Consider the following 26,967-nt stretch of genomic DNA (forward strand, 5'->3'; position numbering starts at 1 on the left):
TTGCCGGCAGCAGTTTTAACACTATAGTAATTTAACGCATTGCTATAAAAAAGCGCACAATAAAGCCGGCCCTGTAATAGAGCCGGCTTTTAAACCTAATTTTCAAGCTGCTGAACTTGAAAAAGCTTATAATAATTACCTTGTTTTTTCATTAATTCCTCATGGCTTCCAGCTTCAGAAATTTCACCATGCTCTATCAGGATAATTCTATCCGCATGAGTGATGGTGGAAAGGCGATGAGCCACGATAAAAGTCGTGCGGTCTTTAGCCAATTTTTCTAATGCTTCCTGTATCAGATGTTCACTCTCTAAATCAAGGGCTGAAGTGGCTTCATCCAGCACAAGGATCGGCGGGTTTTTCAAAAAAATTCTCGCAATGGCGATCCGCTGCTTTTGCCCTCCCGAGAGCTTCACACCGCGCTCGCCTACCTTGGTATCATAACCTTCAGGCAAATTCATAATAAATTCGTGGGCATTGGCAGCCTTGGCAGCTTCTATTACTTCATCCTCGTTGGCATCGGGTTTGCCGAGAAGAATGTTTGTTTTAACCGATTCGCTGAACAAAATATTATCCTGAAGCACCATGCCAATTTTATCGCGAAGGCTCCTTACCTTAAATGAACGGATATCAGTGCCATCAAGCAGGATTCTGCCTTCGTTGACATCATAAAAACGCGGAATCAGCCCTACTAATGAGGATTTCCCTCCTCCGCTCATCCCAACAAGGGCAATTGTCTCCCCTGCTGATACATCAAGATTTATTTTCTTTAATACTGGAGGCTCATTCTCATTGTAAGAAAAGCTTACTTCTTCAAATTGGATATGCCCTTTAACATTCCGGCATTGGATTGCATCAGAAGAATCGTCTATATCATATTTCTCATCAATTAATTCGAATACTCGATCCATGGATGCTATCGATTGAGTTAAGGTTGTTGATGAGTTAACAAGCCGTCTCAGCGGGCCGTACAATCTATCTATATAAGCGACAAACGCCATCATGACACCGAGAGAAATTTCCCCCTGGATAACCTGGTATCCTGAATAGCCAATTACTAAAAGCGGTGAAATATCTGTAATGGTGTTAACAACTGCAAATGCCTTTGCGTTCCACTTCGTATGGTCGATCGCTTTTGTCAGGAAATTTTTATTTTGCGCATCAAATTGGGTTTGCTCATAATCTTCAATTGCAAAGCTTTTAACAACTGCCATCCCCTGAACACGTTCATGCAGATAGCCCTGTACTTCTGCAAGAGCCTGAGAACGGGCCCTTGTCAGCTTTCTGAGGTTCCCAAAAAAGTATTTGACTGAAAAAGCATAAAATGGAAATAAAAGCAGAGACACAATCGTCAACGTAACATCCATATTCAGCATAATGACAACTGCTATTAAAATAGTTGCCACATCAAGCCATAAATTCATTAAACCGGTTACTACGAATGTTTTGGTTTGCTCAACATCATTTATGACCCTGGAGATGACTTCCCCTGTTCTTGTATTTGCATAGAACCGGAAGCTTAGCTTTTGAATGTGGGTAAAAAGCTTATCCCGGATATCATATAGAATTTTGCTTGCCACCCATTGGGCAAAGTATTGGCGGTAATACTCAATTGGCGGACGGGCGATGACAAATAAAGCAATCATCACAGCCATAACCATTAAAAGTGTGCTGGTCTTATCGCTTTGGCTTAATGCCTCATTGCCAATAATATCATCAATTACATACTTAATCAGAAGCGGAATCAAAAGTGGAATGGCAAATTTAATGATGCCTATTATAATGGTTCCGATAATCTGAAGCCGATACGGCTTTACGAATTTCAAATATCTCTTTATACTGTCCAACCGGATCGCTCCCCTCTCTTCATCATGCAGCTTTTTTATTTTGGACTATCAGCCGATATTTCCAATTATTTTTTTAAACTTACCCCTAAACCTGGTAATCATGCAGATCTGGACAAAAATAAAAACCTGCTGACTCAAGGTCCAACAGGCGTTTTTTCGGCATTCAGCCATTTTTTAGCGTCTGTAAGTAAGATAACGTTCATACCATATATCAATAAAGTCGGGTGCAAAAGGTCCTTTTCTCTGACGGATCCAATGGATGAGATTGTCAACATTCGATTTAAGGATGCTGTCAATTACATCGGGATAATTCATCTCCTGACGGTGCCGTTCATACTCATCTTCGTCAAGCAGATTGAATGTCATATCCGGATACACTTTAATATCAAGATCATAATCAATATACTTTAACGCTTCTCCGTCAAAAATGAATGGTGAACTGATATTGCAGTAATAATAAACACCATCTTCCCGAATCATTCCAATCACATTAAACCAGTGCTGTGAATGGAAATAACAAATGGCTGGCTCTCTTGTCACCCATGTTCTTCCGTCAGATTCTGTTACGATTGTCCGGTCATTTCCGCCAATCACTAAATTTTGTGTCCCTTTTAATACGGTTGTTTCCTCCCAGACGCGGTGGATATGCCCATTATGTTTATAGCTGTGTATTTGCATTGGTTCGCCTTCGATGGGTACCGCCATTTTTTTCCCCTACTTTCCATTCCGGAAGCTTTGCAACCTGAAAATACTTTTTTTGGCGCCATTTAATAGGCGTCCTCCCCTTCATGCCGGCGTTTACTGCACAGCATGACTCAATACTATCCAAAAGAAAAAGGCAACAAAGTACGATTCCTGTTTTCTACTATTATAACGGTAAAAGGAAATTTTTAAAACAAAGAGCCATTGAAATGTATCAACGGCTTTAAAAAAAGGATATATAGCTGATTTTATAGGTATAGAAGAACAGATGGATTTAGGGAAGGAAAGTTATTTTTAAACAGTTACATTTACTTCCTGATAGGAGCGGATGACCTCTTCGGTCTGTTCCTCAAATATACGATGAATTTCTTTCAGTTCTTCTTTCATCCTTGCAATCTCATACTGTACACTTTCAAGCTCCGTTTCCTGCTGAATTGCCTTCAATTCTTCTTCAATCTCTTGGCAGCGTTCCAATTCACTTTGAAGATAAAGAAGCTTTTCCATCGTTTTCATCTGTTCTGAAACTAAACTGTTAAAGTTCTCCATGTTTGTTTCACCGTCCCCATTATTTTTCCTATCTTTATATTTCGATGCACCTTTTTTTAACCCTTTGACTAGTTATGTTGACTTTATGGAAGTTTTGTCGAAGTGATGACCAGAGATAAAAAATTGACTGGGGACTTTAATTCTAATCCGCACAAAAAAGAAGAAACCGCCCTTTCCATTTAAAAGGCGGTTTCTTTCTTTAAATGTTATTAGCGGCTTTGTTTGCCGGCATTTTGACCTTTACGAGCTTCAGCTTGCTGGTTTTGCTGTCTTACTTCAGCAGCGTTTGTTTCGCTGGCAAATTCAGTTCCGAATTGGCCTTGTCCAGCAGATTGTGCGTTTTGTTGTCTCACTTCTTGAACGTTAGTTCCAGCTTGAGTTTGGTTTGGTTGTTTAGCCATTATAATCACCTCCACGCTCATTAATTTAACCGAGAGCGGAGGAAACTATCCAACTTTTTTAAATACCAAAGATATCCATTTTCTCATTAAACAAGCAGTGAAATGCCTCCATCCACAATAATCGTTTGGCCGCGGATCATGCTGGAATCCTCACTTATCAAAAACATTACTGTATTAACCATATCTTCAATTTCCACCATACGCCCTGCAGGAGTTTTGGTCTTTGCTTCTTCGAGAAGCTCTGCACGGTTAGGGAAATGTTTTAAAGCTTCAGTATCAACTGCACCGCCTGAAACAGCGTTTACGACGATATTTTTGGGAGCCAGTTCAATAGCCAAGTAGCGTGTCAATGCTTCTAATGCGGCTTTTGAAACCCCCACAGTCGTATAGTTTTCCAGGTAGCGGATCGATCCCAGGGAGCTGATGCTTACTATTTTTCCGCCGCCATTTTTCTCCATCAGCTTTGCAGCTTCCTGTCCGCAGAAAAGCAGAGCTTTGCTGTTAATATTCATTGTCCAGTCCCAATGGGATTCTTCCAGTTCCATTGCCGGGCGCAGTACACCGGATGCTGCATTGTTTACAAACACATCCAGCCTTCCAAATTCACGCTCAATCTCCTGGAATAGCCCTTTAATTTTTTCTACGTCACCTACGTTTGCTTTTACAACCAGGACTTTTCTTCCCAGTGCCTCAATTTCGGCTGCTGTTTCATTTGCAGCCGATTTGCTGCGTGCGTAATTGATGACAATGTCATAGCCTTCTTTGGCAAGCCTGATGGCCGTTGCCTTTCCAATTCCTCTGCTGCTTCCTGTTATCAGTGCTACTTTTTGTGTCATGATTCAGTTTCCTTTCTGTTATGTATTCCTGTTCCAAACTGTTTTAGGGATTGTTATAACGGGAATTTAAAAATTAAGCTGTTCTCTCTAGTTTGGTGCAAGTGTCCTCCGCTCTAACCAACTCTGCATGTTAAACTTTGTTTGAATTTAACAGCACCAAAATTTTAAAAAACAGCCTAAATAAAACCCCTTACCGATTTCATTTTAGCTTTTTCCATGTATATATGGCAATTCGAATTAAAACACTATTTGTAATCCAAATAAGGAAAGGAAGATGGCAATTGTTTGTCGGACGTGATATGACAGAGCTCTCTATGATGTCAAAATCAGACTGGAAGGACAGTGAGCTTGCTTTTTACCATCATTCATTTCAGCAGATCATGCCTTATTTAAATGCTGAGGGCCAAACCATCCATAGGGAAATCATCGAAGAAATAGAAAACCGCGGCGGCTTGAAAAGACAGGAAGCTGATTATACGCATGGAACCCGGGTAAGCTACGATTAATCATATAGAAAAAGGGGGCACGCCTCCTTTTTCTATCCTCTGCTATCCAAATATTGCTTCCATATTTTCTGGTGGGAAACCGGAAAAGGAAATTCTTTAATTTCTTCAAGGCTGACTAATTTCAAATCATTTTTTTCTTCTTCAAGTATTATTATTTTTCCTTTATACACATTTATGTTCCATGTTAGATGGGAAAAAACGTGTTCAATCTGACCAGTCATTTCTTGTATTTCCACTTCGGCGCCAAATTGTGTGCTGAACACATCTTTCATCTGCTCTTTGTCGCTTACATAAGCAATATTGATTTCTGCCATCGGAAATTCCCAGAGATTAGCAAGAAGGCCTTTTTCAGGCCTTTTGTGTATCAAAATTCTTTCGTGATCATCTATGAGGACAGCTGCTGCTAACTGGACATTTCTTTGCTTCTTTGTTTTAGTTTTTACGGGCAGCTCATGCTGCGTCCCCTCATAAAAAGCAGTACAATGTTCTCTCACCGGGCATAATAAGCATGAAGGTGACGTTGGTGTACAAATTAATGCGCCAAGCTCCATAAGGGCCTGATTGAAATGGGACGGATTTTTATGTGAAATTAATTTTCGGACGGAAGACTCAAAGATCTTCCTGGAAGAAGGCTTGGCGATATCATCCCAGATAGAGAGGATACGCGAAAGGACCCGCATGACATTGCCATCCACAGCTGGTTCCGGTATTCCGTAAGCAATACTGAGAATTGCTCCTGCTGTATAAGGCCCTACTCCTTTTAATGTAGAAATTTCTTTTGGTGTATCTGGAACTCTTCCGCCATATTTTTCATGGACTTCCCGGACGGCCGCCTGAAGGTTTCTTGCTCTTGAATAATAGCCCAAACCCTCCCAGGCTTTTAATACCTTTTCTTCGTCTGCTTCAGATAGATCCTTTACAGTCGGAAACTGTTCAATAAAGCGATGAAAATAAGGAATTACGGTATCCACCCGCGTCTGCTGAAGCATAATCTCGGAAACCCAAACCTTGTAAGGATCCTGGTCCTTTCTCCATGGCAAATCCCTTTGCTCAGCTTCAAACCACCTGAGCAAATCATCTTGAAAACCATTTATATCAACTGATTCAATCGTATTTTGATTAACTTCTTTCAATTTTTAATCCTCCTGATGTTAAACAATCGGAAAATATGGGAATATATTAGTACAGTCGCTTCTTTAATCCTTAGTTCTTGATGATTGAACATTATTCATCAACTCCTTTAAAGGTACCCATATTCAGCTGTTAATACAAGAAATTTGCTGGTACACTAAAAAAGCGGCATCATGTCCGCTATAGATTAAATCAAACACAAGAATCATGTCCCAAGGAAGGAGGTATTTTCCTCTTGGATACCGGCACACATGTAGTTATGGGGCTGGCGATTGGCGGCATTGCCACTCTTGACCCCGTTGTTGCTGAAAGTTCTGCTACAGCAACAAGTGTCATGATTGGAGCCATAGTCGGTTCACAAATACCAGATATAGATACTGTTTTAAAACTAAGAAATAATGCCGTTTATATTCGCAATCACAGGGGAATTACCCACTCCATACCGGCTGTGCTGCTTTGGCCTCTTGCCATACTTGCAGTTGTTTACCCATTTTTTCCAACAGCAGATTTGCTTCATTTATGGCTGTGGACTTTTTTGGCTGTTTTCCTGCATGTTTTTGTAGACATATTTAATGCTTATGGAACTCAGGCACTTCGGCCCTTTTCTTCCAAATGGGTAGCTTTGGGAATCATTAACACATTTGACCCATTTATTTTTGGGATCCATGTCGCAGGATTATTTATCTGGGCCTTCGGGGCTCATCCTGGTTATACATTTTTAATTATCTATGGCATTATTGTCGTGTATTATCTTCTTCGATTCGCAGCTCAGAGAAGTGTGCTGAGAGCTGTAAAAGTAATTATACCGGATGCCACAGAAATCATCATTGCCCCAACTATGAAATTCAATCAATGGCGAGTTGCCGTGATGAGCAAGCAGCAATTTTTCGTTGGGCGTGCTGTTAAAAACCATGTGAGGATTCTCGATCAATTTAACCGCGTTCCTGTTCCTGAAACACCTGTAATTGAAGCCGCGAAGAAAGACAAAAATCTTTCAGCATTCCTATCCTTCTCACCTGTTTACCGCTGGGAAGTGGATGAATATGATGATTATTATGAAGTTCGATTCATTGACCTCCGCTACCGGAGCAATGGACATTATCCATTTGTAGCCGTGGTCCAGCTCGATCGGGAGTTTAACATTCAATCATCCTATACAGGCTGGATTTTCAGTGAGGAAAAACTTCGAAAAAAACTGGATATCATTCCTGGCTAATGAAAACAGGCTGCTAAATAGGCAGCCTGTTTTCAATTCAGCGCATTTTTGTCCTGTTCGAGTAAATGTTTGTATTTAGGATTATTGGCAACAAATTCATGGAGCCTGCTTCCGTGGTTTTCTACCCATTGCCTTACGATTCTTTCTGTCATTTCAGCACCTTTATATTCTCTGCCAGCCTTGGCATAAGTTGCTTCAAAATCTTCCCATAGCAGTTCAATCCATGTCTGGGCCTGGCTTGCTGAAAGCATTTTGTTTTTTTCCAATAAAAGCTCATAAAGCTTTTGCTGGTACTCATTCATAAAAGTCACCTCATTACCATTTATTAATAACCAGTATCCATCATAGCCTTTCGAAAAAAACAAATAATAGTATTACGTGATTGGCTAATATGCCGTTCACGCTCTTATTCCGGTTTAGGAGGCTGCTTATGCGCAATAAAGCGAGAAATTTCCCAAATCAAAACAATATAAAATTGGAAGGGGAGCCGCGGGCTAAAGCAGAATATGCTTCACGCCGGGCTGATGGCACAATTAATACGCACCCTCAGGAACGAATGAGAGCTTCATCAAACCGCGAAAGTGACACACCAGAATTTTAAAATACAAGGAGGGCTTGGTTATGGGAAACAGCAAAAACTTTTTTGGGGATAACCCTTATTCCAGTCCATTTACTTCACCGCACTTTAGGCCTAAACGTGCACATTCACAAGTAAATGGTGAGACCCAGCAAACTCAAGACCTCATTATTTTAAAACGGCAGATTCGCAAAAATTCATAAAGTGAGTTAGACTGCACTAAAATCAGAAAGAGGATGGTTTACATCATCCTCTTTTTTCCAGTTTTTTCAGCATGGAGATCGGCAAAGCTTCTTCACCTTTGCTTCCATTTAGCCGGAATCCCCAGGCAAACACGCCATTCATATATTCAATTTTAAAGTAAACTCCTGGATCTCCATCGATTTCATAAATTTCACCAGGGGAAAAATCATCAGGATTGAGCAGGTAGGATTTCGCCATTATTACTTTGCGCTCAAGTACGGCAAACTCATTTACCATACCCATCTGTTCCGCTTTCCTTGCTTTTTCATTTAAGCTGGCAATTTCTTGCTGAAGCTCATACGTAGTCATTGTACTGTACCTTTTCTCCTGCATATTAACCCCTCTTACTTTCTCTAGATAATCGTATATTGCTTTGGTTAATTCTTGAAATTTCTGTTTAGTCTTTTAATGTGCCCGTTGATTTCCGGTTCGACATACCTAAGTATATGAGAAAATGCCTGTTTAGAAAAGGGTCCTGCCTTTTGTTTTGATGCTATTTCACAAGTATTGAACTTTTTTGTTAAAATGGTGTTTAAAAGACCTTCAAAGGAGGGAAACATATGAAGTCCGTCATCATTACCGGCGCGGGGTCCGGATTAGGCAAAGAGCTTGCTTTATTATTTGCCAGACAAGGATTCCATATTATTTTAACAGGAAGGACTTTGGACAAACTGCAAAGTGTGGAAAAGGAGATTCTTGAAGCTGGCGGAAGCGCTCAATCCTTTACATTAGATATTGCAAAACTCCAGGAGATCAGCAGCTTGATGACGCAAATCCAAAGCCATGAACTTTACGGCTTAATTAACAATGCTGGAGTTGGACATTTTGGGCCATTTGAACGTCTTGGAGAGCAGGAAATACAGGAAATGCTTCAAACAAACGTGCTGGGCACTATTTATATGACTCAGGCTGTTCTGCCTTATTTTAAAGAAAAAAACGGCGGCTTGCTGATGAACATCATTTCGACTGCTGGCTTAAAAGGAAAAGTAAATGAATCAGTGTATGCAGCAAGCAAGTTTGCTGTAAGAGGGTTTACAGAGAGCCTTCAGAAAGAACTCGAAGACACGGATATTAAAGTTAAAGCCGTTTATATGGGCGGAATGGATACCTCTTTCTGGGATGAAAGCGACCATATCAAAAACAAATCCAGGCTTCGTTCTCCTGAAGAAGTGGCAGTAATGATTCTGGATAATTTGAATGAAGAGTCCATTGTAATTGAATCTAAAAAATAACACATGGGCTTCCATGTGTTATTCTTCATCACTTAAATATCGATCAATTAAATCAAACGAAAAGCCCTTTCTAAATAAGGTTTGTTTCATTTTTTGCCTGTATTCGAATTCAGGAAGATTGGCATATTTCCTCTTAGCTTTCTCCGCTTGGTACTTTAGGGCAGCCAATTCTTCATCTTCTTCTTTTTCAATCTCCGTTTCAGATATTGCTTCTTGAATGATGTCAAAATTAAAACCTTTACGCATTAACATCTGCTCCAGTTTTTGTTTGAGGATCTTTGATGAATCACGGCCATATTTCTGTGCATGCTTTTCACACAGCCTTATTGCTGTACTTAATTCAGCTTCCCTTGAATACACCTCCAGCGCCTCATCGATTAATTTAGGGGATATCCCTTTCTCCTTTAGTTCAGTGCGGATTAATCCTTTCCCTTTATCTGATGTGTTCATTTGTGTACGCACAAAAGCTTTTGCATATTCTTCATCGTTTAAAAATTTGTAATCATACAATTTGTGAACAACTTCCTGAATAACAGGTTCTTCAACTTCTTTGTCAGCTAAATGTTTGCGGACTTCGGTTTCTGAGCGCATCCTTCTGGATAAATACTGAATAGCCATGTTATAGGATTTCCGGATATCGTCCTGATAGCCAATTTCATTTAGTGAAAATTCATCAAGCTCGATTCCTTTTTTGAGCTGATGTTTTATTAATACATCTTCATCCACACTAAATGCATATTCTTCACCTTTCCCATAATCCATATATATATTGTAGCGGTCTGTGTTTTTTTCTGAAATGTGATTTTCGTAATGATCGGCATTTTCTCCACCTCTTTTCTTAAATGTAACATAATCAAAGCCTCTTTTCGTATAAATTGTTGTTTTCCGCTCCAGGCTGCTCGCTTTCTGCAGGCCGCGGGCAGTGAGTCTCTTCGACAGGGTCTTACCGCCGCAATAAACTCAATAAATAATATACAAAAAGCAACAAACCTTGCGAAAACAGCCTTATCAAAAAAGGATTTTGAAAGAGAACGTCGTAAACTGTAACAAGGTATTTGCACTTGAAAGGGGAATCGCCCATGAGAATAGCCATCGCAGGCGGAACTGGCTTTGTTGGAAACGCCTTGGTGAAAAAATTACTGGAGAAAAAACATGAAATATTTATTCTAACGAGAAATATATCTCATAAGCAGCATTCTAAAAATCTGAATTATATACAATGGCTGAACGATGATGATTCACCGGAAGATGTTCTGGAAAGCATTGACGTGTTTATCAACCTGGCTGGTGAGTCCATTAACAGTGGAAGATGGACGGAAGATCGCAAAAAACGGATATTAAACAGCCGCATTACAGCCACGAAGGAAGTTCGCCGGATTATCAGCCGCCTTGAAGAAAAGCCGTATACACTTATAAATGCCAGCGCCGTTGGTTACTATGGCACTTCCCAGGTTGAAACTTTCACCGAATCTTCCAGGAAAAGCGGTACTGATTTTTTGGCTGAAACAGTAAGACGCTGGGAGGAAGAGGCAGCCAAAGCAGAAGAATTTGAAGTCAGGACAGTATTCTGCAGGTTTGGAATCATTCTTGAGAAAAACGATGGTGCTCTTCCGCGAATGGCCCTTCCTTATAAATTATTTGCCGGAGGGACTGTCGGAACAGGCAGCCAATGGGTTTCCTGGATTCATTTAGATGATGCCGTAAGCGGAATCCTTTATTGCATTGAACACGAACAGCTTCAGGGTCCCGTAAATTTCACATCGCCCTATCCTGTGACTATGAAGGAATTTGGGCAAATACTTGGAGAAGTCCTTAATCGCCCGCACTGGATGCCTGCTCCGGGCTTTGCTCTAAAAATAGCTCTTGGAGAGATGAGTACCCTGGTATTAGAGGGGCAAAAAGTACTTCCTGAAAAATTGCAGTCATTCGGTTACGAATTTTTATATCCAGAATTAAAGGCAGCTCTTAGCGATATTTATAAATGAAATTTGTATCATTTTTTTCAAATAAGGGAAAAATAAGGGAAGTGTGAACCTTATTCTGAAAGGATGATACAAAGTGGACAAAAAGAAAAGAGACAAATCCAAAAGCACTTTATCAAGCATGCAGGAAGTAACTTATTCAAGAGAATTCAAAAGAGCTGACAAAGCAGGCGGATTTGCAGGCAGACAGTCAAAACATTAATTTCCACCCATACCATCCCTATTAAAGGCACATGATAAAGGTACGGAAATAATTAGTTTCCGCACCTTTATTGCTGAAAGGGGTTATTTGCAATGGGCCGTGCACATGGACATAAAACTCGCGATAAAAACAAATCATCACTTCCACAAGTACCAAAAAACATGAAATCTGACGGCATCGACGTAGAATTTAACCGCGAACTTGCCGATCATGATGATCTCGAGGCAATGGCACGTTCCAAGGCTGCTGATCAGCGGGCAAAGAGCAGACAAAAACGCTAGCCTAAATAGAAAAGCGGAAGCCCATGCCCATGAAGGAGCACAGACTAAGAATGCCACGTCCTGTGGCAACGTCTGCATAACCCGTATCCTGCGGACCTCAGGCATAAGTCGGTTCCTGTAAGAAGGCGTTCTTCCTTCTGAAAGGAAATGGCTTATGACGTCCCTAGGAGCCGCAGTTAGACAAGCTTGTGACCTCGAGGGGGCAGTCACTGGAGCGAGACATTTATCGACATTCAGAATTCTATGCTTTTCTATTATTAAAGGACAAAAAAAGCAGGAACCTCAGGTTCCTGCCTTTCATATTTCTGCTCAGTGAGTGTGTGCTTCTTTTTTGCCTATTCCGTGACCGCCTTTTATCATTGTTTTAATATAGGGGATGGCGAATCTGTCAACACCCCAGCAGTAAGCACCTGCACCTGTAAATAGAAGGATGATTGCTGCTGTATATAGTATTGGGTTAGTGCTTGTTGTTCCTGCTAATAGGAAATTTAGATTCATGAAAGCTCCTGCGATTAATGCCGGAATGGTCGCTGCTCCAAGTATTAGTCCAATTCCAACGAGGACTTCACCCCATGCAACTAAAGTACTGAATAAATCTGCGTTTGGCAATGCTACATTTTCCAGGAAGCCCGCATACCAGCCCTGCACTGCTGGATGGTCGCCAGCGGCTTGTGCTATGGCCCCCTGCATGAACCCACCTGCATTAAATCCGCCTGCTACCTTATGCCATCCTGCTTCCAGCCATTGTATACCAAGCCAAACCCTTAATATTGTCCACACGACTGCTGTCTTAGGAGTTTTCCACCATTTCATGATAATCATCTCCACGTTATTATTGTGATAAATTTCACATATTCATTTAAAAATTTTTCCCTATCAGGGGATTTAAAAGCCGGCCAGCTCTCGAGAGGAAAGATTGCTGCCGTGAAGTTATTTGTGAAATACTTCACTAACTTTCCTCACTTATAATATACTTCTTTCCATCCCTTTTCGCAATATACTTCACTAATTCTTCACAAAATATCGGACTATCATTAATAAGGCTGTTTTCATCCGGCCAAAGCGGGAATAGGAATAGTACTGTGTAAATTATTGCTGCATTAAAGGAGGACCTTTGACACATGCTTGAAAGCTTGCTGAAAGATCTCATTGCTATTAATAGCTCTTCAAAGGAAGGAGCAAACCAGGCTATTGAATATTGTCATCAATGGCTGTCGGGCCACGACCTTCCCTCTAGAATAATTGAAAATAATGGATATAAAATGGCAGTCTGTGAAATTGGAAGCGGTGATCAGACCGTTATTTTTAATGGGCATGTGGATGTTGTCTCAGGAAAGGATGAACAATTCATTCCTGTAGAACTCCGCGATAAAATATATGGACGCGGGGCAGCAGATATGAAAGCCGGGGTTGCGGCCATGATGTGTGCAGTAAAAGAACTCCGCAATAAGCCAATTGGCGTAAAAATTCAGCTTCAAATTGTATCAGATGAAGAAATCGGCGGTTTTAATTGTTCCGGGTATTTAGCAGAACAGGGGTATCGCGGGGATTTTGTCATTTGTTCTGAACCGACTCAGCTCGGAATTGCACTGGAAGCAAAAGGAGTTATCAGGCTGGACATCCAGATAGACGGAGATCCGGCCCACGGCAGCCGTCCATGGGAAGGAGTCAATGCCATTGAAAAGGCTTTTGAAGTACATCAAAAACTATTAAAATTGCCTTTTGCAAAAGAGGCGTCTGAATTTTTTCCGCAGCCTTCGATTAATCTGGCAAAAATAACTGGAGGAGATGTTTATAATAAGGTGCCTGAAAAATGTATCATGTCGTATGATATCCGGTACTTGCCTGAACAGGATCATGAAGAGATCATCAAACAAATCGAGAATATCACAGATGGAGAAATAATTATGAATATGTTCAGCAAGCCGCTTGTGACAGCCAGAGACAATCCTTTCATCTTAATGCTTGAACCTATTGTTGAAAAACACACAGAAGATAAAGCCGTTTTCTTTGGACAGCATGGTTCTGCCGATACTGTGTTCTTTGCCAATTACGGGATACCAGCTATCGAGTTTGGCCCAACCGGCATGAACTGGCACGGTGATAATGAATATGTCCTGCCGCATTCCATTCATTTATATGAAAAAATGCTTATCGACTTTGCCATGAAATTCTCGAATTAAGATGCAAATTAAATGCTAATAGTCTCCCAATATGGTAAATTTTCGGTATATGATTAAAGGGGGATTCAGAGTAATGAGCTCTATTAGTTTATTGAAAAAATCTGCTGGAATTGTGCTGCAGAAAAAGAACCTGACAAATGTTACTGCCAGAGTTGGACTTGTACTGGACATTTCCGGCTCCATGCGCAAGTTATATAAAAACGGGACTGTCCAAAGGGTTGTGGAGAGAATCTTAGCAGTTGCCAGCCAATTTGATGATGACGGTGCACTTGATATTTGGGTCTATGATAATGAATTTTCCAGGCTGAAGCCGGTAACAGAACATGACTTTGAAGGATATGTGGATCAATATATATTAAATAATGATCTGATTCACAAATTCGGAAGAAATGATGAACCGCCAGTAATGGAGGATGTCATTCAGAAATATACCACAGAAGATCCTAGTAAAGACCCTGCCTTCATTGTTTTCATTAATGATGGGGGCTGTAAAAGAACGATCAAAAAGCCGGTTATAGCATCCTCCGATAAACCATTATTTTGGCAGTTTGTCGGCATAGGCGATTCAAACTTTGAAGTACTGGAAAAATTGGATGAAATGGATGGCCGCTATATCGATAACGCAAACTTTTTCCACATTAAAGATATCGAGACCATTTCTGATAACGAACTTTATGACCTCTTGCTGAATGAATTCCCTGACTGGCTAAAAGAAGCTAAGGAAAAGAATGTCATTTTATAGATAAGCAAAAAGGCGGATTTGATATTAATCAAGTCCGCCTTTTGCATCCCTGCTGGCCATATACCCATTTTGCATCCAACTGTCATTTCAAGCATTAGCACCCACTGCCGCTTTACCGTGAAGCCGATAGTAAAAGCCTTCCTGTTCAAGCAGAGAATCATGAGTACCTTCCTCAATAATCCTGCCCTCTTCAAGAACAAAAATTTTATCCGCTTTCTGAATCGTATTCAGACGGTGGGCAATGACAAAACTGGTCCTGCCTTTCATCAGTTCCTGAAGGGCATCCTGAATCTTAAGCTCTATCACTGTATCAATGCTGCTTGTTGCTTCATCCAAAATTAAAATGCCCGGGTTGGCCAGAAAGGCACGTGCAATGGAAAGAAGCTGCTTCTGCCCCTGACTTATGCCATTTCCGTCCTGACTCAGCACTGTCTCATACCGCTGAGGAAGTTTCATGATAAAGGAATGGGCATTGGCAAGCTTAGCCGCTTCCACCACTTCATCATCTGAGGCTTCCAGCCTGCCGTAGCGGATATTTTCGCGCACAGTGCCGCGGAATAGAAAGGAATCCTGCAGCACAAAACCCATATGCTTCCTCAGGCTTTCTTTTTTCACATTGGCTATATCTTCACCGTCAATTAATATAAGGCCTGAGTCCCGTTCATAAAACCGTGAGAGCAAATTGATCATTGTTGTCTTCCCTGCACCTGTCGGACCAACTAAAGCAGCAGTCTGTCCTGCTTTTACATGAAGGTTTACATCCCTTACCGTATTTCCATCTTCCTCATAAGAAAAAGATACATTATGGAACTCTACCTCGCCTTTTACTCCGGTAAGTTCTTTTAGCTGCTCTTCATTTCTGAATTCTTCATCTTCATCCATAATGTCAAATACCCGCTCTGCTCCTGCAATCGCTGATAAAAGTGTGTTAAACTGGTTTGCCAAGTCATTAAGCGGACGTGTGAATTGCCGGGAATACTCCGTGAATATGACGATGACACCGATTGAAATCATACCATTCAGGGCAAAAATGCCTCCAACCCCGGCAATAATGGCAAAGCTCATGTTGTTCAGAACATTCATCAGCTTCGGGATAAATCCGGAATATGTCTGAGCCCAGAACCCTGCCCCCTAAGTTTTTCTCCTTTTTCCCGGAACTCGGCTATAACTTTCTTTTCCTGTGAAAAGGTCTTGATGATCCTCTGTCCTGATATGGTCTCTTCAATAAAACCGTTCAGCTCTCCAAGATTCTTTTGCTGCTCTTTGAATAACCTTCCTGTCCGTGCTGTAATCCATTTCATTCCAAAAAACATCAGCGGCACAATGATCAGAGTAATGATCGTCAGCAAAGGACTGAGCCAAAGCATAACGGAAACTGTGCAAATCAAAGTCAGCAGGCTGGAAAAGACCTGGATCACTGAACTGTTCAGAGTCGAGCTGACATTTTCAATATCGTTTGTTACCCTGCTCATCAGTTCCCCCTGCTGCCGCTTGTCAAAGAACGGAATAGGGAGCTTATGCAAATGTTTGAAAAGCTTCGTTCTCATTGTAAATACAGTATCCTGTGCGATGCCGATCATCCAATAATTCTGAAACCAAAGTGCAAGCGAGTTCAGCACATATATGACTCCAAGCCAGATCAGTAAGGCAATAAATCCATTGCTGTTCTTTGTGACAATATACTCGTCGATCGCCATCCCGACTAAATAAGGACCAAGCAGCCCCATTGCTGAGCTGATAACCACCATTAATAGAACAAGAGATAACAACCCTTTATTGTAGGCCAAGTATGTCCAGATTCTTTCTAATGTGAAATTAATGTTCTCAGATTTCGGCTTTTTCCCTTTAGTAAATTCACCATTCAAGTCGAGAGGTATCTTTTTATATTGGAAAGGTTCTTTGAGCTGTTTAAGCATAATTTCTGTTCTCCTCTCCAGATTGGGATTGAAAAATCCGCTTATACAATCCCGATGTTTTAAGGAGATTCTCGTGGTCTCCCTCAGCCAGAAGCCTTCCATCTTCAAGCAATAAGATTCTGTCTGCTTCCATTGCTGTACTGATTTTCTGTGTGATAATCAGTGTTGTACAGGTATATTTTTTTAAAGAACTCAAAAGTTTTGCCTCTGTTTTCATATCCAGTGCACTTGTACTGTCATCAAGCAGAAGGATTTTCGGCATTCTTACTAGCGCCCGGGCAATGGATAGACGCTGTTTTTGCCCGCCCGATAAATTAACACCCTTTTGTCCCACTTTTGTTTCATAACCTCGTGGCAGCTTCATAATCGTTTCATGTATTTGTGCATTGACAGCTGCTTCAGTTATTTCCTCCATCACTGCATCTTCCTTGCCCCATGAAATGTTCTCTTTCACACTGCCTGTAAAAAGCAGGGCTTCCTGAGGTACAAAGCCAATTTTCCTGCGGAGATTCTCCATTTTCATTTCCCGGACATCATGCCCATCAATTTCAACTTTTCCTCCGGTCACATCATATAGCCGGGGGATGAGCTGAAATAAAGAGGTCTTCCCTGAGCCTGTTGCACCTAATATCGCTACTGTTTCCCCGGGATATATTGTAAAGCTGATGCCGTCCAGTACCTTCTCAGAAGTGCCTGGGTAATGAAAAGATACATTATTAAATAGAATTTTGCCCTGACTTACTGTTAGGGCATTCTTGGATCTTGAGCTGTCTGTTAAATCCACATCAGTCTCCAGCACCTCTGCTACACGATTCGCAGAGGCCCGCGCCCTTGAGAATGCCATGATAATCCAGGAAAAAATGGAGAAAGCGGCCGTTATCCTGGTAGCATAGTTAACAATTGCAACAATCTCTCCAACCTTTACATCCCCTGTATTTACCTGTATGCAGCCAAACCAAAGCACGCCAAGAATACTAAGATTCATGATTAGGAGCAAAACAGGCATGGTCACTTCCATTAGGCGCAATGCTTTAACCGTTCCATCTCTAAGATCCTCATTCGTGCGCGTAAATCGTTTCACTTCATGATTTCTGCGGACAAACGCTTTAATTAGCCGAATCCCTGTCAGATTCTCCTGCATGACGCTGTTCACAGAGTCCAGCTTTTCCTGGACTGCTTTAAAGAGCACGCCTCCTTTTCCCATTACCCAAAACAGAAATAGAAAAAGGAATGGGGCCACAGCTGATAAGATAAGAGCAAGTTTCACATTTACCACAAAAGCCATTATAAGGCCGCCAATTATTAATAGAGGGGCTCTCATCATGATTCGAAGACTCATAAAAACGGTATTTTGAAGCTGCGTAATATCATTAGTCATTCGGGTAATTAATGAAGATGTCGGAAAAAGATTAAAGTTGGCAAAAGAGAAGGATTGTACCTTGTCATATAATCTTTTCCTTACATCAAAACCAAAGCTTTGGCTGACATGGGCAGCATAAAAGGAATTAATGACTCCAGCCGCAAAGGCGGCAAAAGAGGCAGCCAGCATAATCCCTCCCCACTTCACTACCTCCTGAAGATTATTCTGAAGGATGCCTTCATCTATGATCTTTGCCATTAGCAATGGCTGAATAAGCTCAACAGCAAGCTCCGTCAGCATTAAGAATAATGCTATTGCCACCGCTATCCGGTAAGGCTTAAGAAATGCTAAAACTTTCGCCATTTATAGTCCCCCAAGCTGTAATTGCAATTTATAATATATGTATAATAAGACAACTAAAATCCTTCGGCAAACTAAATAAACCTATTAATATCATAATCCTTTTTACAAAATTTTTAAATAATTCCATTAAAAAAATTAAAAAACGCCTGGATCAGACCAAGCGCCTATTCATTCTTATATATGGGGGCAATCAGGTCGATCCTGTTTGTCCATATGCCTCCTGAATAATCATCAGGCAGCCGTTCCATGTCTTCCGATCTGTCAAATCCTTCCGACCAGCTCCCGTCCCCTGCAACCACAATAACTCTTGTGCCTGCATCATCCATTCGATTCAAGAACTTATTTGGCCAGCCCCATAACAGCTTTGTATATGATTCAGGAATATGAAGCTGTGTGTTATGGCAGGAGTTTGGAACATATCCTGTCCACCCCGTTCCTAAATAAGGGAGAAGGCATTCTTTCAAAGTTGCCTTGGACATCACCCTCATTGCAGGCATTTCTTCTATCAGAGCAGCAATAGGTTCGTCTCCTCCATAAACAGATATTTTCTCCAATCTGTCTTCTGAAAACATGGACAGGTATTCAGCAAGCTTTTCTCCTTCTTGGGGATCGTTGCTTTTAATATGGATTAAGAAATCTCCTTCCGGAAACTCTTTCATGACTTCATCAAGGCTTGGCATCATCCCGATTCCTTTACCGCGAAACGGATAGGTTTTTCCATTATCAGCTGTGTAGCCATATCCAATGTCCAGCTTTTTTAATTCCTTCATTGTATAATCTCTGGTATTTCCCTTTGCATTTGTCCGGCATTCCAGCGTCCAATCATGGAATACCGCAAACTGTCCATCCTTTGTAAGCTGAATATCCAGTTCAACTGCATCTGCACCTGCCGCAAAAGCTGCTTCCATGGAAGGAATCGTATTCTCAAGAAAGGAATGCTCAGGCTCGTAAATTCTTTCAGCCGTACAGGTCTCCCCTGTTATCCCTTCCATATGAAAGGTCTGGGCCATTCCTCTATGGGCGAGAAGCAGCGGCTTATCATTTCTTTCTTTTGTAAGCAGGGAGGTGTTGTTTAAAAACATAAATGCGCCGAGAATTAATAAGATTATGATCAGCCGTTTTAAAATCTTCTTTACCTTTTTCATTTGTCCTCCGGTTTTTGCAGAAATAAATCTTTTCTCAACCGATTTTACCATAATCCAATAGGTAAAAATATAAAAGGCCAAATCTAAAGATTCGGCCTTTTATTGTTAGCTTGATTTCCGCCCCAGGTAAGCTTCCATGATTCTAGGATCATTCAGGAGCTTTTGTGAGCTTCCCTCAGCAACCATTTTCCCTGTTTCTAGAACATACCCATAATCGGATATTTTTAGTGCCTGTCTTGCATTCTGCTCCACCAGAAGAACAGTTGTGCCTGCTTCGTTAATTTCTTTAATAATTTTAAAGATATCTGCCACTATTAGAGGGGCCAGCCCCATTGAAGGTTCGTCAAGAAGAAGCAGCTTTGGTTTGCTGAGGATCGCTCTCGCAATGGCCAGCATCTGCTGCTGACCCCCGGATAATGTTCCTCCAAGCTGCTTCTGCCTTTCTTCAAGGATTGGGAAACGTTCCATTACAATCTTAATATCCTGGTCAATTTCATTGTCCTTCCGATGGTACGCTCCCATCTCAAGATTTTCAAGCACTGTCATTCCTGAAAGAATCTGGCGGCCTTCCGGAACAAGGGCAATCCCTTTGCGCAGCAGCTGGTCCGGCCGCAGTCCCGTTACATCCTGCCCCTGAAATTGAATGCTGCCGGCTTGAGGCTTGAGCAATCCGGAAATGGTCTTCATAGTCGTTGTCTTTCCTGCTCCGTTTGCGCCAAGTATCGTAACAATACTGCCTTCTTCCACTTCGAGGCTGATGCTTTTCAGAACCTGGATTTTTCCATAAAAGGCGTTAATCCCGTTTACCTTAAGCATACAAATCTTCCTCCTCACTGCCGAGATAGGCTTCGATGACATCCGAATTATTTTGGATTTCAGCAGGTGTTCCTTCAGCAATCTTCTTGCCGAAGTTTAGCACGGCAATACGGTCGCATAATTTCATGACAAGCGGCATATCATGCTCAATCAGCAGGACGGTAACGCCTTGTTCCTGAATTTTTTTGATGAGATGAAATAATTCGCTTGTTTCTGTTTCGTTCATTCCGGCTGCCGGTTCATCCAGAAGCAGCAGCTGAGGAGAGCTTGCCAGTGCCCTGGCAATTTCCAGCCTTCTTTGCTGGCCGTATGCCAGGCTGTCAGAAACAATATCCGCAAAACCTCCCAGCCCAACAAACTCTAATAGTTCATTCGCTTTGCTGCGGATTCTTTCTTCTTCTTTCCGCTGTGATTTTGTCCTGAATACACTGCTGAACACCCCGGATTTACTCCGGCAATGCTCCCCAACCATCACATTTTCTTCTGCTGTCATCTGGGGAAACAAGCGAATATTCTGGAATGTTCTGCAAATGCCTTTTTTCGTGATAAGGTGCGGCTTTAAGCCATTGATATTGTCTTCATTAAAGATAATCTCGCCTGAGGTAGGCGTAAACATCGATGTAATCAGATTGAACATCGTTGTCTTCCCGGCTCCGTTTGGACCGATCAGCCCAAAGATCTCACCCCGGTTAATAGAGAACGAGACATCAGACAGGGCACTCAGCCCGCCAAAGTTTTTACATGCTTTTTTGATTTGAAGTACCATGCTTTTGCCTCCTCTTTGATGCTTTAAGCTTGAGCCAATTTAAAATATTTACATCAATTAATCCCTGTGGCCGGACAGCCATCATAATAATAATGATCAGACCGTAAATCATGTAGCGGTATTCGCTTATAAACCTGAGCACTTCGGGCATTACAGTTAAGAAGAGCGCTCCAAACACCGGTCCCCAAATTACTTCGCTTCCTCCAAAAACTGCGAAAATCAGTATCTCAACCGCACGGTGATAGGCAAAATCGGCAGGACTTATGTAGGCAAGAACATGTGCAAATAATGCACCTGCAAATCCGGCTACCAGTGCCCCCTGTGCAAATGCCAGGACTTTATAATAAGTAATATTGATTCCCATTGACTCTGCTGCTTTTTCATCCAGCTTAATCGCTGCGAAAGCCCGTCCCACTCTGGAGCGGTTCTGCCTTCTGAAAAACGTGATTATGCTGATTGTAACCCCTAACAAAATGAGGAAAATAGCTAGAAAAACAAACTGGTTATTTTGGAGTCCAAGTATTTTCGGATCAAAGCCAAATTCTTTTAAAGTATTCAGCAGTTCACGGCCCATATGAGGAATGCCTGATAAGCCTACAGCTCCCTTTGTCATAGACTCCCAGTTTACAAAAATAACCCGGATAACCTCTCCAAACCCGAGAGTCACAATGGCGAGATAAACCCCCTGAAGCCTTAATGTCGGTATCCCGATAAGGATTCCGAATAAACCCGCCAATAAAGTGCCCGAAAGTATCCCCACAATAATAGGAAGGTCAAAGTTCAGCGTCAGAAGGGCCGATGTATAGGCACCGATCCCCATAAATCCTGCATTGGCAAGCGAGAGCTGACCAGTTGATAGAGTAATATATATACTTACCCCTAAAATAATGTTGATTAATATAAAAGAAGCTACCTGTAAATAATATGGATTTATTAATTCTGCAAGCATGAGTTCACCTTCTTACGCTGAAATTTTTTGGCCAAACAACCCCTGCGGCCTGATGAGAAGGATGACGATAATTGCCGCAAAAGCTATTGCATCCTTGTATCCCGAATTGCCGTAAACAACGACAAAGGTTTCCGCCAAGCCAAGGATAAGGCCTCCGGCCATCGCTCCCTTGACATTCCCCATGCCGCCAAGAATGATGATGGCAAGTCCTTTTAGCCCAATGGATAATCCCATCTGAGGGGTAACAGAGTTAAATGCCATTCCGACCAGGATCCCGGCAATCCCGCCCATCGCAGATGCGATAATAACAGTCATCGTAATCGTTCTTTTCACATCAACACCAAGCAGGCTTGCAGTTTCAAGATTTTCAGCAGTTGCCCTTAAGGCTTTTCCTGCCTTTGTTTTGCCTAGCCAAAAAGAAAGGGCGTACATGAGAAGGACAGAAATGATAAAGATAACAATCTGCACAAGATATACGGTTATCGAACCAATCTGGAAACTTATTTCCGCAAAAGAAGCACGGAAAGGATGGTTGCCTGGACCAAAAATATGGTGCGACAGGTTCTCCAGCAGTATCGAAACACCAATGGTACTGATCAATGGCGCCAGATGGGATACTCCCTGTTTATTCCTGAGAGGTCTCAGGGCAAATCGCTCAAGCAGATATCCCATTGCGGCAGTTACCAAAATCGCTGCCATAAAGGCCAGCCAAAGCGGCCCTTTGAATGTGGAAGTGACAACAACACCAATGAAGGCCCCGAACATAAAGATTTCTCCGTGTGCCATATTGATAATGCCAAGCACCCCGAAAACCAATGTAAACCAAGTGCAACGATGGCATAAATGCTGCCAAGGGTAATTCCGTTTATTAATTGTTCAATTAACACGGTATTCACCTACTAACTTTATTTATATGAATCATTTTCTTAAAAGTAAGCTCTGGCACTGATAGCGCCAGAGCTTCACTTTTGCAGCTTTCTTAATTAAATTCCTTAAATGCCCCGCCTTCGATAACCAAAACGGTCGGATCCATTACGACATCCCCTTCTTCATCAAAAGAGAACTCCCCAAGGATTCCATTAAAGCCTTGGATTTCGGCCAAAGCATCACGAAGTGCATCACGATCAGCTTCACCCGCATTTTTTAATGCTTCAGCCATAATGTATAGTGCATCGTAAGCCTGTGCTGCAAATTGGTCAGGCTTTTTGCCGTATTCTTCCTCATACTTACCGACAAATTCCTTGACCTTATCATCTTCTTTTTCACCATACCATGGAGTTGCCACAATCAGTCCATTTGCTGCATCCCCTGCTATATTGATGACCTCAGGAGAATTGAAGCCGTTTCCTCCTACAAACGGGACATCAATGCCCATTTTCCTTGCCTGATCCATTATTACTGCACCTTCATTGTATAGAGCCGAGGCCAGAATAAGGTCTGGCTTTAAACCTTTAATTTTCGTCAATTGCGCATTATAGTCTGATTGTCCTTTTTGGAACGTTTCAATCGTTAAGATTTCAAGCCCCTTCTCTTCTGCTGCTTTTTTCATCGTGTCAAAGCCGGATTTTGTAAAAACATCATCATTTCCATATAGAATTGCTACTTTTTTAGCATCATATTTCTCAATGGCTTTATCTATTGAAGCAGGAATCGCCAATGCTTCAGGCAGCGAGTTTCGGAAGACATAGTCCCCAATTTGCGGAATCCCTTCTGCAGTTGTTGAAGTCCCCATAATCGGTACCCCGTTCAGATCGGCTTCTGGACCAACTACATTCATTTCTGTACTTAATGTAGGCCCGATAATGCCTGTCACATTCTCTGAATTCATAAGCTTTTGTGCTGCTGTCAATGCCTGATCCTGCTTGCCGGCGGAATCTTCTATAACAAGGTTTATCTCGACTTCACCCTTGCCGTTGATTTCTTCCTGTGCGAGCTTTAAGCCATTTGTGATTGCTTCGCCATAAGCTGCACCCGGCCCGCTGATATAAGAAATAACTCCAATGTCGGCTTTAACTGCTCCTCCGCTGCTTTCCCCATCCTCATCCCCTGCTGCCTGATTGCCGCCGCATGCAGAGAGGACAAGCAAACTGGACAATGCTGTAAATTGCGCAAATTTCTTTAACTGCTTTCTCATTTTCTCTAACCCCCGTTATCAGAAATAAGTAAATATTCAAAACTATATTACTATTTAAATACAAATGCTTGTCAATGTAAACAATAATATGGAAACTTTTCTTACATATTAATTGACAACGGAAAGCGGAAGTTGCCTGGAACTGAAGCAGATGTTTCATCGTCTGGAAAATGCAGCCTTTCATTGTCTTCTGTCAACAATAGAAATATAGAATCTTTGTTTTTTATGAACATTGTCGTAACTTGTCACAGAATTGTAAGATTAATCTAAAGATATAACCATTGGAGGTGCCGGAAGAAATGGAAGCGATTACAAGAGACTTTTTTCTATATTTATCAAAAAATAGCTTACTGAATAAAATTGCCCAGAACAGAGGCGGAAGTTTTGCGGCAGGTAAATTAATTGGAGGGGTTGATTTCAAAAGCAGCGTCCGCTTTATCAGAGATCTGAATAATCAAGGACTTTCTGTAACAGTGGACCATTTGGGAGAATTTGTTGATTCTGTTGAAGTGGCTAATGAACGGACAGAGGAATGTATTTCAACCATTGAAATGATCAGCAAAGAAGGACTTGATTCACAGGTATCCCTAAAAATGACCTCTCTTGGTCTGGATATCGATCGTGATCTTGTTGTGAAAAACATGACAAGAATTCTTGATACTGCCGAGAAGCATAAAATTATGGTGACAATTGATATGGAGGATGTACCGCGCTGCCAGGCCACTATCGATTTGTTTAAGCAGTTTAAAGAGAAGTACAGCTGTGTAAGTACAGTTCTGCAGGCTTACCTGTATCGGACTGAAAAGGACCTCGAGGATTTGGGGAAATATCAGCCTTTTTTAAGAATGGTAAAAGGTGCTTATAAAGAATCACCGGAGCATGCTTTTCCTGAAAAGACAGATGTAGATGAAAACTATAAGAAATTAATTGAGCAAAGTCTGTTAAACGGAAATTATACAGCAATAGCTTCCCACGATGATCAGATCATTGAGTACACAAAAGAATTGGCAAAGAAGCATAACATTCCAAACGATCGCTTTGAATTCCAAATGCTCTATGGCATGAGGAATAAAACACAGCTGGAACTGGCGAAGCAAGGCTATAAGATGCGTGTCTATGTACCATACGGAATGGACTGGTATGGATATTTCATGAGAAGGCTCGCTGAACGCCCTGCTAATATTGCTTTTGCTTTTAAGGGCATTTTCAAAAAGTAAAACTTTAAAATTATTTTTCTTCCAAAACAATAAAATACAGCTATAATAATAACCAACCATTTGTGATTTCTAAGTAATGAGAAAGCAGCCCACTGCTTTCTCATCGCTTATTTTATCTAAATATTTGTAAACTAACAAAAAGGAGGCTTACAAATGGATTATGCATTAATTATATCCATTACCGTGTATATGATTGGGATGCTTTGGATTGGCTATTATGCCTATAAAAGGACTTCCAATCTATCAGACTACATGCTCGGAGGACGAACACTGGGTCCTGCGGTAACCGCTTTAAGTGCGGGTGCATCCGATATGAGCGGCTGGCTGCTGATGGGACTCCCGGGAGCCATGTATGCCACTGGCCTAAGCGCTTCCTGGATTGTCCTTGGCTTAACACTCGGGGCATGGGCGAACTGGCTTTATGTTGCACCTAGGCTTCGCACGTATACTGAGGTAGCCAATGATTCTATTACGATCCCTGGTTATTTAGAAAACCGTTTCGGGGATGCTTCCAAAATTCTGCGCCTGATTTCAGGATTAGTTATCTTAATTTTCTTTACCTTTTATGTATCATCAGGCATGGTATCCGGGGGAGTATTATTCCAAAGCACCTTTGGGCTGGATTACCACACAGGTTTATGGATCATTACTGGTGTAGTAGTAGCGTATACACTATTCGGTGGATTTCTTGCGGTTAGCTGGACAGACTTTGTTCAAGGTTTGATTATGTTTATCGCCCTCATTCTTGTACCATTAGTAACACTTTTCCATGTAGGCGGATTTGGGCCGGCAATTGATACTGCAAGAACAATCAATCCAGCTTTCCTTGATATCTTTAAAGGAACAAGTCTTTTAGGCATCATTTCCCTTTTTGCTTGGGGACTTGGCTATTTTGGGCAGCCTCATATTATCGTCCGCTTTATGGCTATCAGTTCTGTTAAAGAAATCAAGAAAGCCACCCGCATTGGGATGGGCTGGATGATTTTCTCGAGTATTGGCGCTATGCTGACTGGTTTTGTGGGTATTGCTTATGTTGCTGATACAGGCATTTCAATAGAGGACCCTGAAACCATTTTCATTCTTCTTGGCGAGGTATTATTCCACCCGATCATCACTGGATTCTTAATCTCAGCCATTCTGGCAGCTATTATGAGTACCATTTCATCACAGCTGCTTGTAACATCAAGCTCATTGACGGAAGATTTATATAAAACGTTCTTCCGCCGCTCAGCTACAGATAAAGAATTGGTTACAATAGGAAGATTATCTGTATTACTAGTTTCTATCATTGCATTGATTATTTCATGGGAGAAAAATGAAACGATTCTAGACCTTGTGGGTTATGCATGGGCTGGTTTCGGATCCGCTTTCGGACCTCTTATCATTCTTAGCTTATATTGGAAGCGCATGACAAGATGGGGAGCATTAGCCGGAATGATTGTTGGGGCAAGCACTGTCATCATTTGGTCTCAAGCCGGATTATCTGAAGTACTTTATGAAATGATTCCAGGCTTTGCTGCCAGCTTAATTGCCATCATAGTGGTAAGCCTTCTAACTGCAAAGCCATCTGCAGAAATCGAAAAACAATTTGCTGACTTTGAAAAATCCTTAAAATAACCTAAACGTTTCAGGACTGGGCCAAGAAAATGCCCGGTCCTTTTTCTTTCGGCAAAATTC

At 41.5% G+C, this 26,967-nt stretch carries 27 protein-coding genes and 3 pseudogenes; 12 read left to right on the forward strand and 18 right to left on the reverse strand.

The window, feature by feature from the left end; genetic code table 11:
• Positions 1–95: 95 nt before the first annotated feature.
• From M5V91_RS15800 to fabL, 5 genes are all read right to left on the reverse strand, one after another.
• Positions 96–1,844, reverse strand: coding sequence for an ABC transporter ATP-binding protein (locus M5V91_RS15800; protein ID WP_009335841.1), 1,749 nt, complete (start codon positions 1,842–1,844; stop codon positions 96–98).
• Between the two features lie 174 nt (positions 1,845–2,018).
• The gene (ntdP, locus tag M5V91_RS15805; protein ID WP_009335840.1) at positions 2,019–2,549 is read right to left on the reverse strand and encodes a nucleoside tri-diphosphate phosphatase; all 531 of its coding nucleotides are present in this window, start codon (positions 2,547–2,549) and stop codon (positions 2,019–2,021) included.
• Positions 2,550–2,840: 291 nt separating this feature from the next.
• Positions 2,841–3,092 carry a YgaB family protein gene (locus M5V91_RS15810; RefSeq protein ID WP_009335839.1) on the reverse strand — a complete coding sequence of 84 codons (252 nt, stop codon included), beginning with the start codon at positions 3,090–3,092 and terminating at the stop codon, positions 2,841–2,843.
• A gap of 209 nt (positions 3,093–3,301) precedes the next feature.
• Positions 3,302–3,493, reverse strand: coding sequence for a gamma-type small acid-soluble spore protein (locus M5V91_RS15815; RefSeq protein ID WP_009335838.1), 192 nt, complete (start codon positions 3,491–3,493; stop codon positions 3,302–3,304).
• A gap of 86 nt (positions 3,494–3,579) precedes the next feature.
• Complete coding sequence (fabL, locus tag M5V91_RS15820) at positions 3,580–4,329, reverse strand: enoyl-[acyl-carrier-protein] reductase FabL (protein ID WP_009335837.1); 750 nt, start codon at positions 4,327–4,329, stop codon at positions 3,580–3,582.
• A gap of 281 nt (positions 4,330–4,610) precedes the next feature.
• Between fabL and yfhS the strand changes: the two genes are divergently transcribed.
• Entirely contained in the window at positions 4,611–4,835 is a 225-nt protein-coding gene (yfhS, locus tag M5V91_RS15825) for a mother cell protein YfhS (protein ID WP_019383506.1), read from the forward strand.
• A 32-nt stretch (positions 4,836–4,867) separates the two neighbouring features.
• On the opposite strand, the gene mutY is transcribed toward yfhS, so the two are convergent.
• Entirely contained in the window at positions 4,868–5,968 is a 1,101-nt protein-coding gene (gene mutY / locus M5V91_RS15830) for an A/G-specific adenine glycosylase (RefSeq protein WP_251173937.1), read from the reverse strand.
• A gap of 233 nt (positions 5,969–6,201) precedes the next feature.
• On the opposite strand from mutY, the gene M5V91_RS15835 reads away from it, so the two are divergent.
• Positions 6,202–7,182, forward strand: coding sequence for a metal-dependent hydrolase (locus M5V91_RS15835; protein WP_009335834.1), 981 nt, complete (start codon positions 6,202–6,204; stop codon positions 7,180–7,182).
• A gap of 32 nt (positions 7,183–7,214) precedes the next feature.
• On the opposite strand, the gene M5V91_RS15840 is transcribed toward M5V91_RS15835, so the two are convergent.
• Positions 7,215–7,484: a YfhJ family protein gene (locus M5V91_RS15840; RefSeq protein ID WP_009335833.1), complete on the reverse strand. Its 270-nt coding sequence runs from the start codon at positions 7,482–7,484 to the stop codon at positions 7,215–7,217.
• Positions 7,485–7,612: 128 nt separating this feature from the next.
• On the opposite strand from M5V91_RS15840, the gene M5V91_RS15845 reads away from it, so the two are divergent.
• Positions 7,613–7,783 carry a small, acid-soluble spore protein K gene (locus M5V91_RS15845; protein ID WP_009335832.1) on the forward strand — a complete coding sequence of 57 codons (171 nt, stop codon included), beginning with the start codon at positions 7,613–7,615 and terminating at the stop codon, positions 7,781–7,783.
• A 20-nt stretch (positions 7,784–7,803) separates the two neighbouring features.
• Entirely contained in the window at positions 7,804–7,962 is a 159-nt protein-coding gene (locus M5V91_RS15850; RefSeq protein ID WP_009335831.1) for a YpzG family protein, read from the forward strand.
• A gap of 43 nt (positions 7,963–8,005) precedes the next feature.
• On the opposite strand, the gene M5V91_RS15855 is transcribed toward M5V91_RS15850, so the two are convergent.
• The gene (locus tag M5V91_RS15855) at positions 8,006–8,335 is read right to left on the reverse strand and encodes a YfhH family protein (RefSeq protein ID WP_251173938.1); all 330 of its coding nucleotides are present in this window, start codon (positions 8,333–8,335) and stop codon (positions 8,006–8,008) included.
• Positions 8,336–8,562: 227 nt separating this feature from the next.
• Between M5V91_RS15855 and M5V91_RS15860 the strand changes: the two genes are divergently transcribed.
• Positions 8,563–9,234: an SDR family NAD(P)-dependent oxidoreductase gene (locus tag M5V91_RS15860; protein WP_251173939.1), complete on the forward strand. Its 672-nt coding sequence runs from the start codon at positions 8,563–8,565 to the stop codon at positions 9,232–9,234.
• A gap of 18 nt (positions 9,235–9,252) precedes the next feature.
• Here M5V91_RS15860 and recX read toward each other — a convergent pair.
• A pseudogene (gene recX / locus M5V91_RS15865) lies at positions 9,253–10,055 on the reverse strand (recombination regulator RecX).
• 258 nt (positions 10,056–10,313) lie between these two features.
• On the opposite strand from recX, the gene M5V91_RS15870 reads away from it, so the two are divergent.
• From M5V91_RS15870 to M5V91_RS15880, 3 genes are all read left to right on the forward strand, one after another.
• Positions 10,314–11,219, forward strand: a complete 906-nt coding sequence (locus M5V91_RS15870) for a TIGR01777 family oxidoreductase (RefSeq protein ID WP_251173940.1) — start codon at positions 10,314–10,316, stop codon at positions 11,217–11,219.
• A gap of 73 nt (positions 11,220–11,292) precedes the next feature.
• Positions 11,293–11,418 carry a YfhE family protein gene (locus M5V91_RS15875; protein ID WP_019383498.1) on the forward strand — a complete coding sequence of 42 codons (126 nt, stop codon included), beginning with the start codon at positions 11,293–11,295 and terminating at the stop codon, positions 11,416–11,418.
• Positions 11,419–11,510: 92 nt separating this feature from the next.
• Positions 11,511–11,699 (forward strand): YfhD family protein, encoded by a 189-nt coding sequence (locus tag M5V91_RS15880; protein ID WP_009335826.1) that lies wholly within the window; start codon positions 11,511–11,513, stop codon positions 11,697–11,699.
• A gap of 309 nt (positions 11,700–12,008) precedes the next feature.
• Here the strand turns inward: M5V91_RS15880 and M5V91_RS15885 are convergent, their stop codons facing one another.
• Entirely contained in the window at positions 12,009–12,512 is a 504-nt protein-coding gene (locus M5V91_RS15885) for a DoxX family protein (RefSeq protein WP_019383496.1), read from the reverse strand.
• A 308-nt stretch (positions 12,513–12,820) separates the two neighbouring features.
• Here M5V91_RS15885 and M5V91_RS15890 point away from each other — a divergent pair, with 308 nt between their 5' ends.
• Positions 12,821–13,882 carry a M20 family metallopeptidase gene (locus tag M5V91_RS15890; protein ID WP_009335824.1) on the forward strand — a complete coding sequence of 354 codons (1,062 nt, stop codon included), beginning with the start codon at positions 12,821–12,823 and terminating at the stop codon, positions 13,880–13,882.
• A gap of 73 nt (positions 13,883–13,955) precedes the next feature.
• Complete coding sequence (locus M5V91_RS15895; RefSeq protein ID WP_019383493.1) at positions 13,956–14,624, forward strand: vWA domain-containing protein; 669 nt, start codon at positions 13,956–13,958, stop codon at positions 14,622–14,624.
• 87 nt (positions 14,625–14,711) lie between these two features.
• On the opposite strand, the pseudogene M5V91_RS15900 reads toward M5V91_RS15895, so the two are convergent.
• From M5V91_RS15900 to M5V91_RS15935, 8 genes and pseudogenes are all read right to left on the reverse strand, one after another.
• Positions 14,712–16,540 (reverse strand): annotated as a pseudogene (locus M5V91_RS15900) (ABC transporter ATP-binding protein).
• On the reverse strand, positions 16,533–18,263 hold the full coding sequence (locus M5V91_RS15905; protein WP_251173942.1) for an ABC transporter ATP-binding protein: 1,731 nt from the start codon (positions 18,261–18,263) through the stop codon (positions 16,533–16,535). The pseudogene M5V91_RS15900 and the gene M5V91_RS15905 overlap by 8 nt, the downstream one beginning before the upstream one ends.
• Before the next feature lie 164 nt (positions 18,264–18,427).
• Complete coding sequence (locus M5V91_RS15910; protein WP_251173943.1) at positions 18,428–19,408, reverse strand: glycerophosphodiester phosphodiesterase family protein; 981 nt, start codon at positions 19,406–19,408, stop codon at positions 18,428–18,430.
• Between the two features lie 105 nt (positions 19,409–19,513).
• Positions 19,514–20,224, reverse strand: a complete 711-nt coding sequence (locus tag M5V91_RS15915; protein WP_251173944.1) for an ABC transporter ATP-binding protein — start codon at positions 20,222–20,224, stop codon at positions 19,514–19,516.
• Positions 20,217–20,990, reverse strand: a complete 774-nt coding sequence (locus tag M5V91_RS15920; RefSeq protein ID WP_009335818.1) for an ABC transporter ATP-binding protein — start codon at positions 20,988–20,990, stop codon at positions 20,217–20,219. Before M5V91_RS15920 ends, M5V91_RS15915 begins: the two co-directional genes overlap by 8 nt.
• Entirely contained in the window at positions 20,962–21,939 is a 978-nt protein-coding gene (locus M5V91_RS15925) for a branched-chain amino acid ABC transporter permease (protein ID WP_009335817.1), read from the reverse strand. The genes M5V91_RS15920 and M5V91_RS15925 overlap by 29 nt, the downstream gene beginning before the upstream one ends.
• A 12-nt stretch (positions 21,940–21,951) precedes the next feature.
• Positions 21,952–22,826 (reverse strand): annotated as a pseudogene (locus M5V91_RS15930) (branched-chain amino acid ABC transporter permease).
• 92 nt (positions 22,827–22,918) lie between these two features.
• Positions 22,919–24,073 carry an ABC transporter substrate-binding protein gene (locus M5V91_RS15935; RefSeq protein ID WP_009335815.1) on the reverse strand — a complete coding sequence of 385 codons (1,155 nt, stop codon included), beginning with the start codon at positions 24,071–24,073 and terminating at the stop codon, positions 22,919–22,921.
• A gap of 299 nt (positions 24,074–24,372) precedes the next feature.
• Here M5V91_RS15935 and M5V91_RS15940 point away from each other — a divergent pair, with 299 nt between their 5' ends.
• On the forward strand, positions 24,373–25,290 hold the full coding sequence (locus tag M5V91_RS15940) for a proline dehydrogenase family protein (protein WP_009335814.1): 918 nt from the start codon (positions 24,373–24,375) through the stop codon (positions 25,288–25,290).
• Positions 25,291–25,443: 153 nt separating this feature from the next.
• Complete coding sequence (putP, locus tag M5V91_RS15945; RefSeq protein WP_009335813.1) at positions 25,444–26,907, forward strand: sodium/proline symporter PutP; 1,464 nt, start codon at positions 25,444–25,446, stop codon at positions 26,905–26,907.
• Positions 26,908–26,967 lie beyond the last annotated feature (60 nt).

It is taken from the genome of Cytobacillus pseudoceanisediminis, from assembly GCF_023516215.1.
GTDB lineage: Bacteria > Bacillota > Bacilli > Bacillales > Cytobacillaceae > Cytobacillus > Cytobacillus pseudoceanisediminis.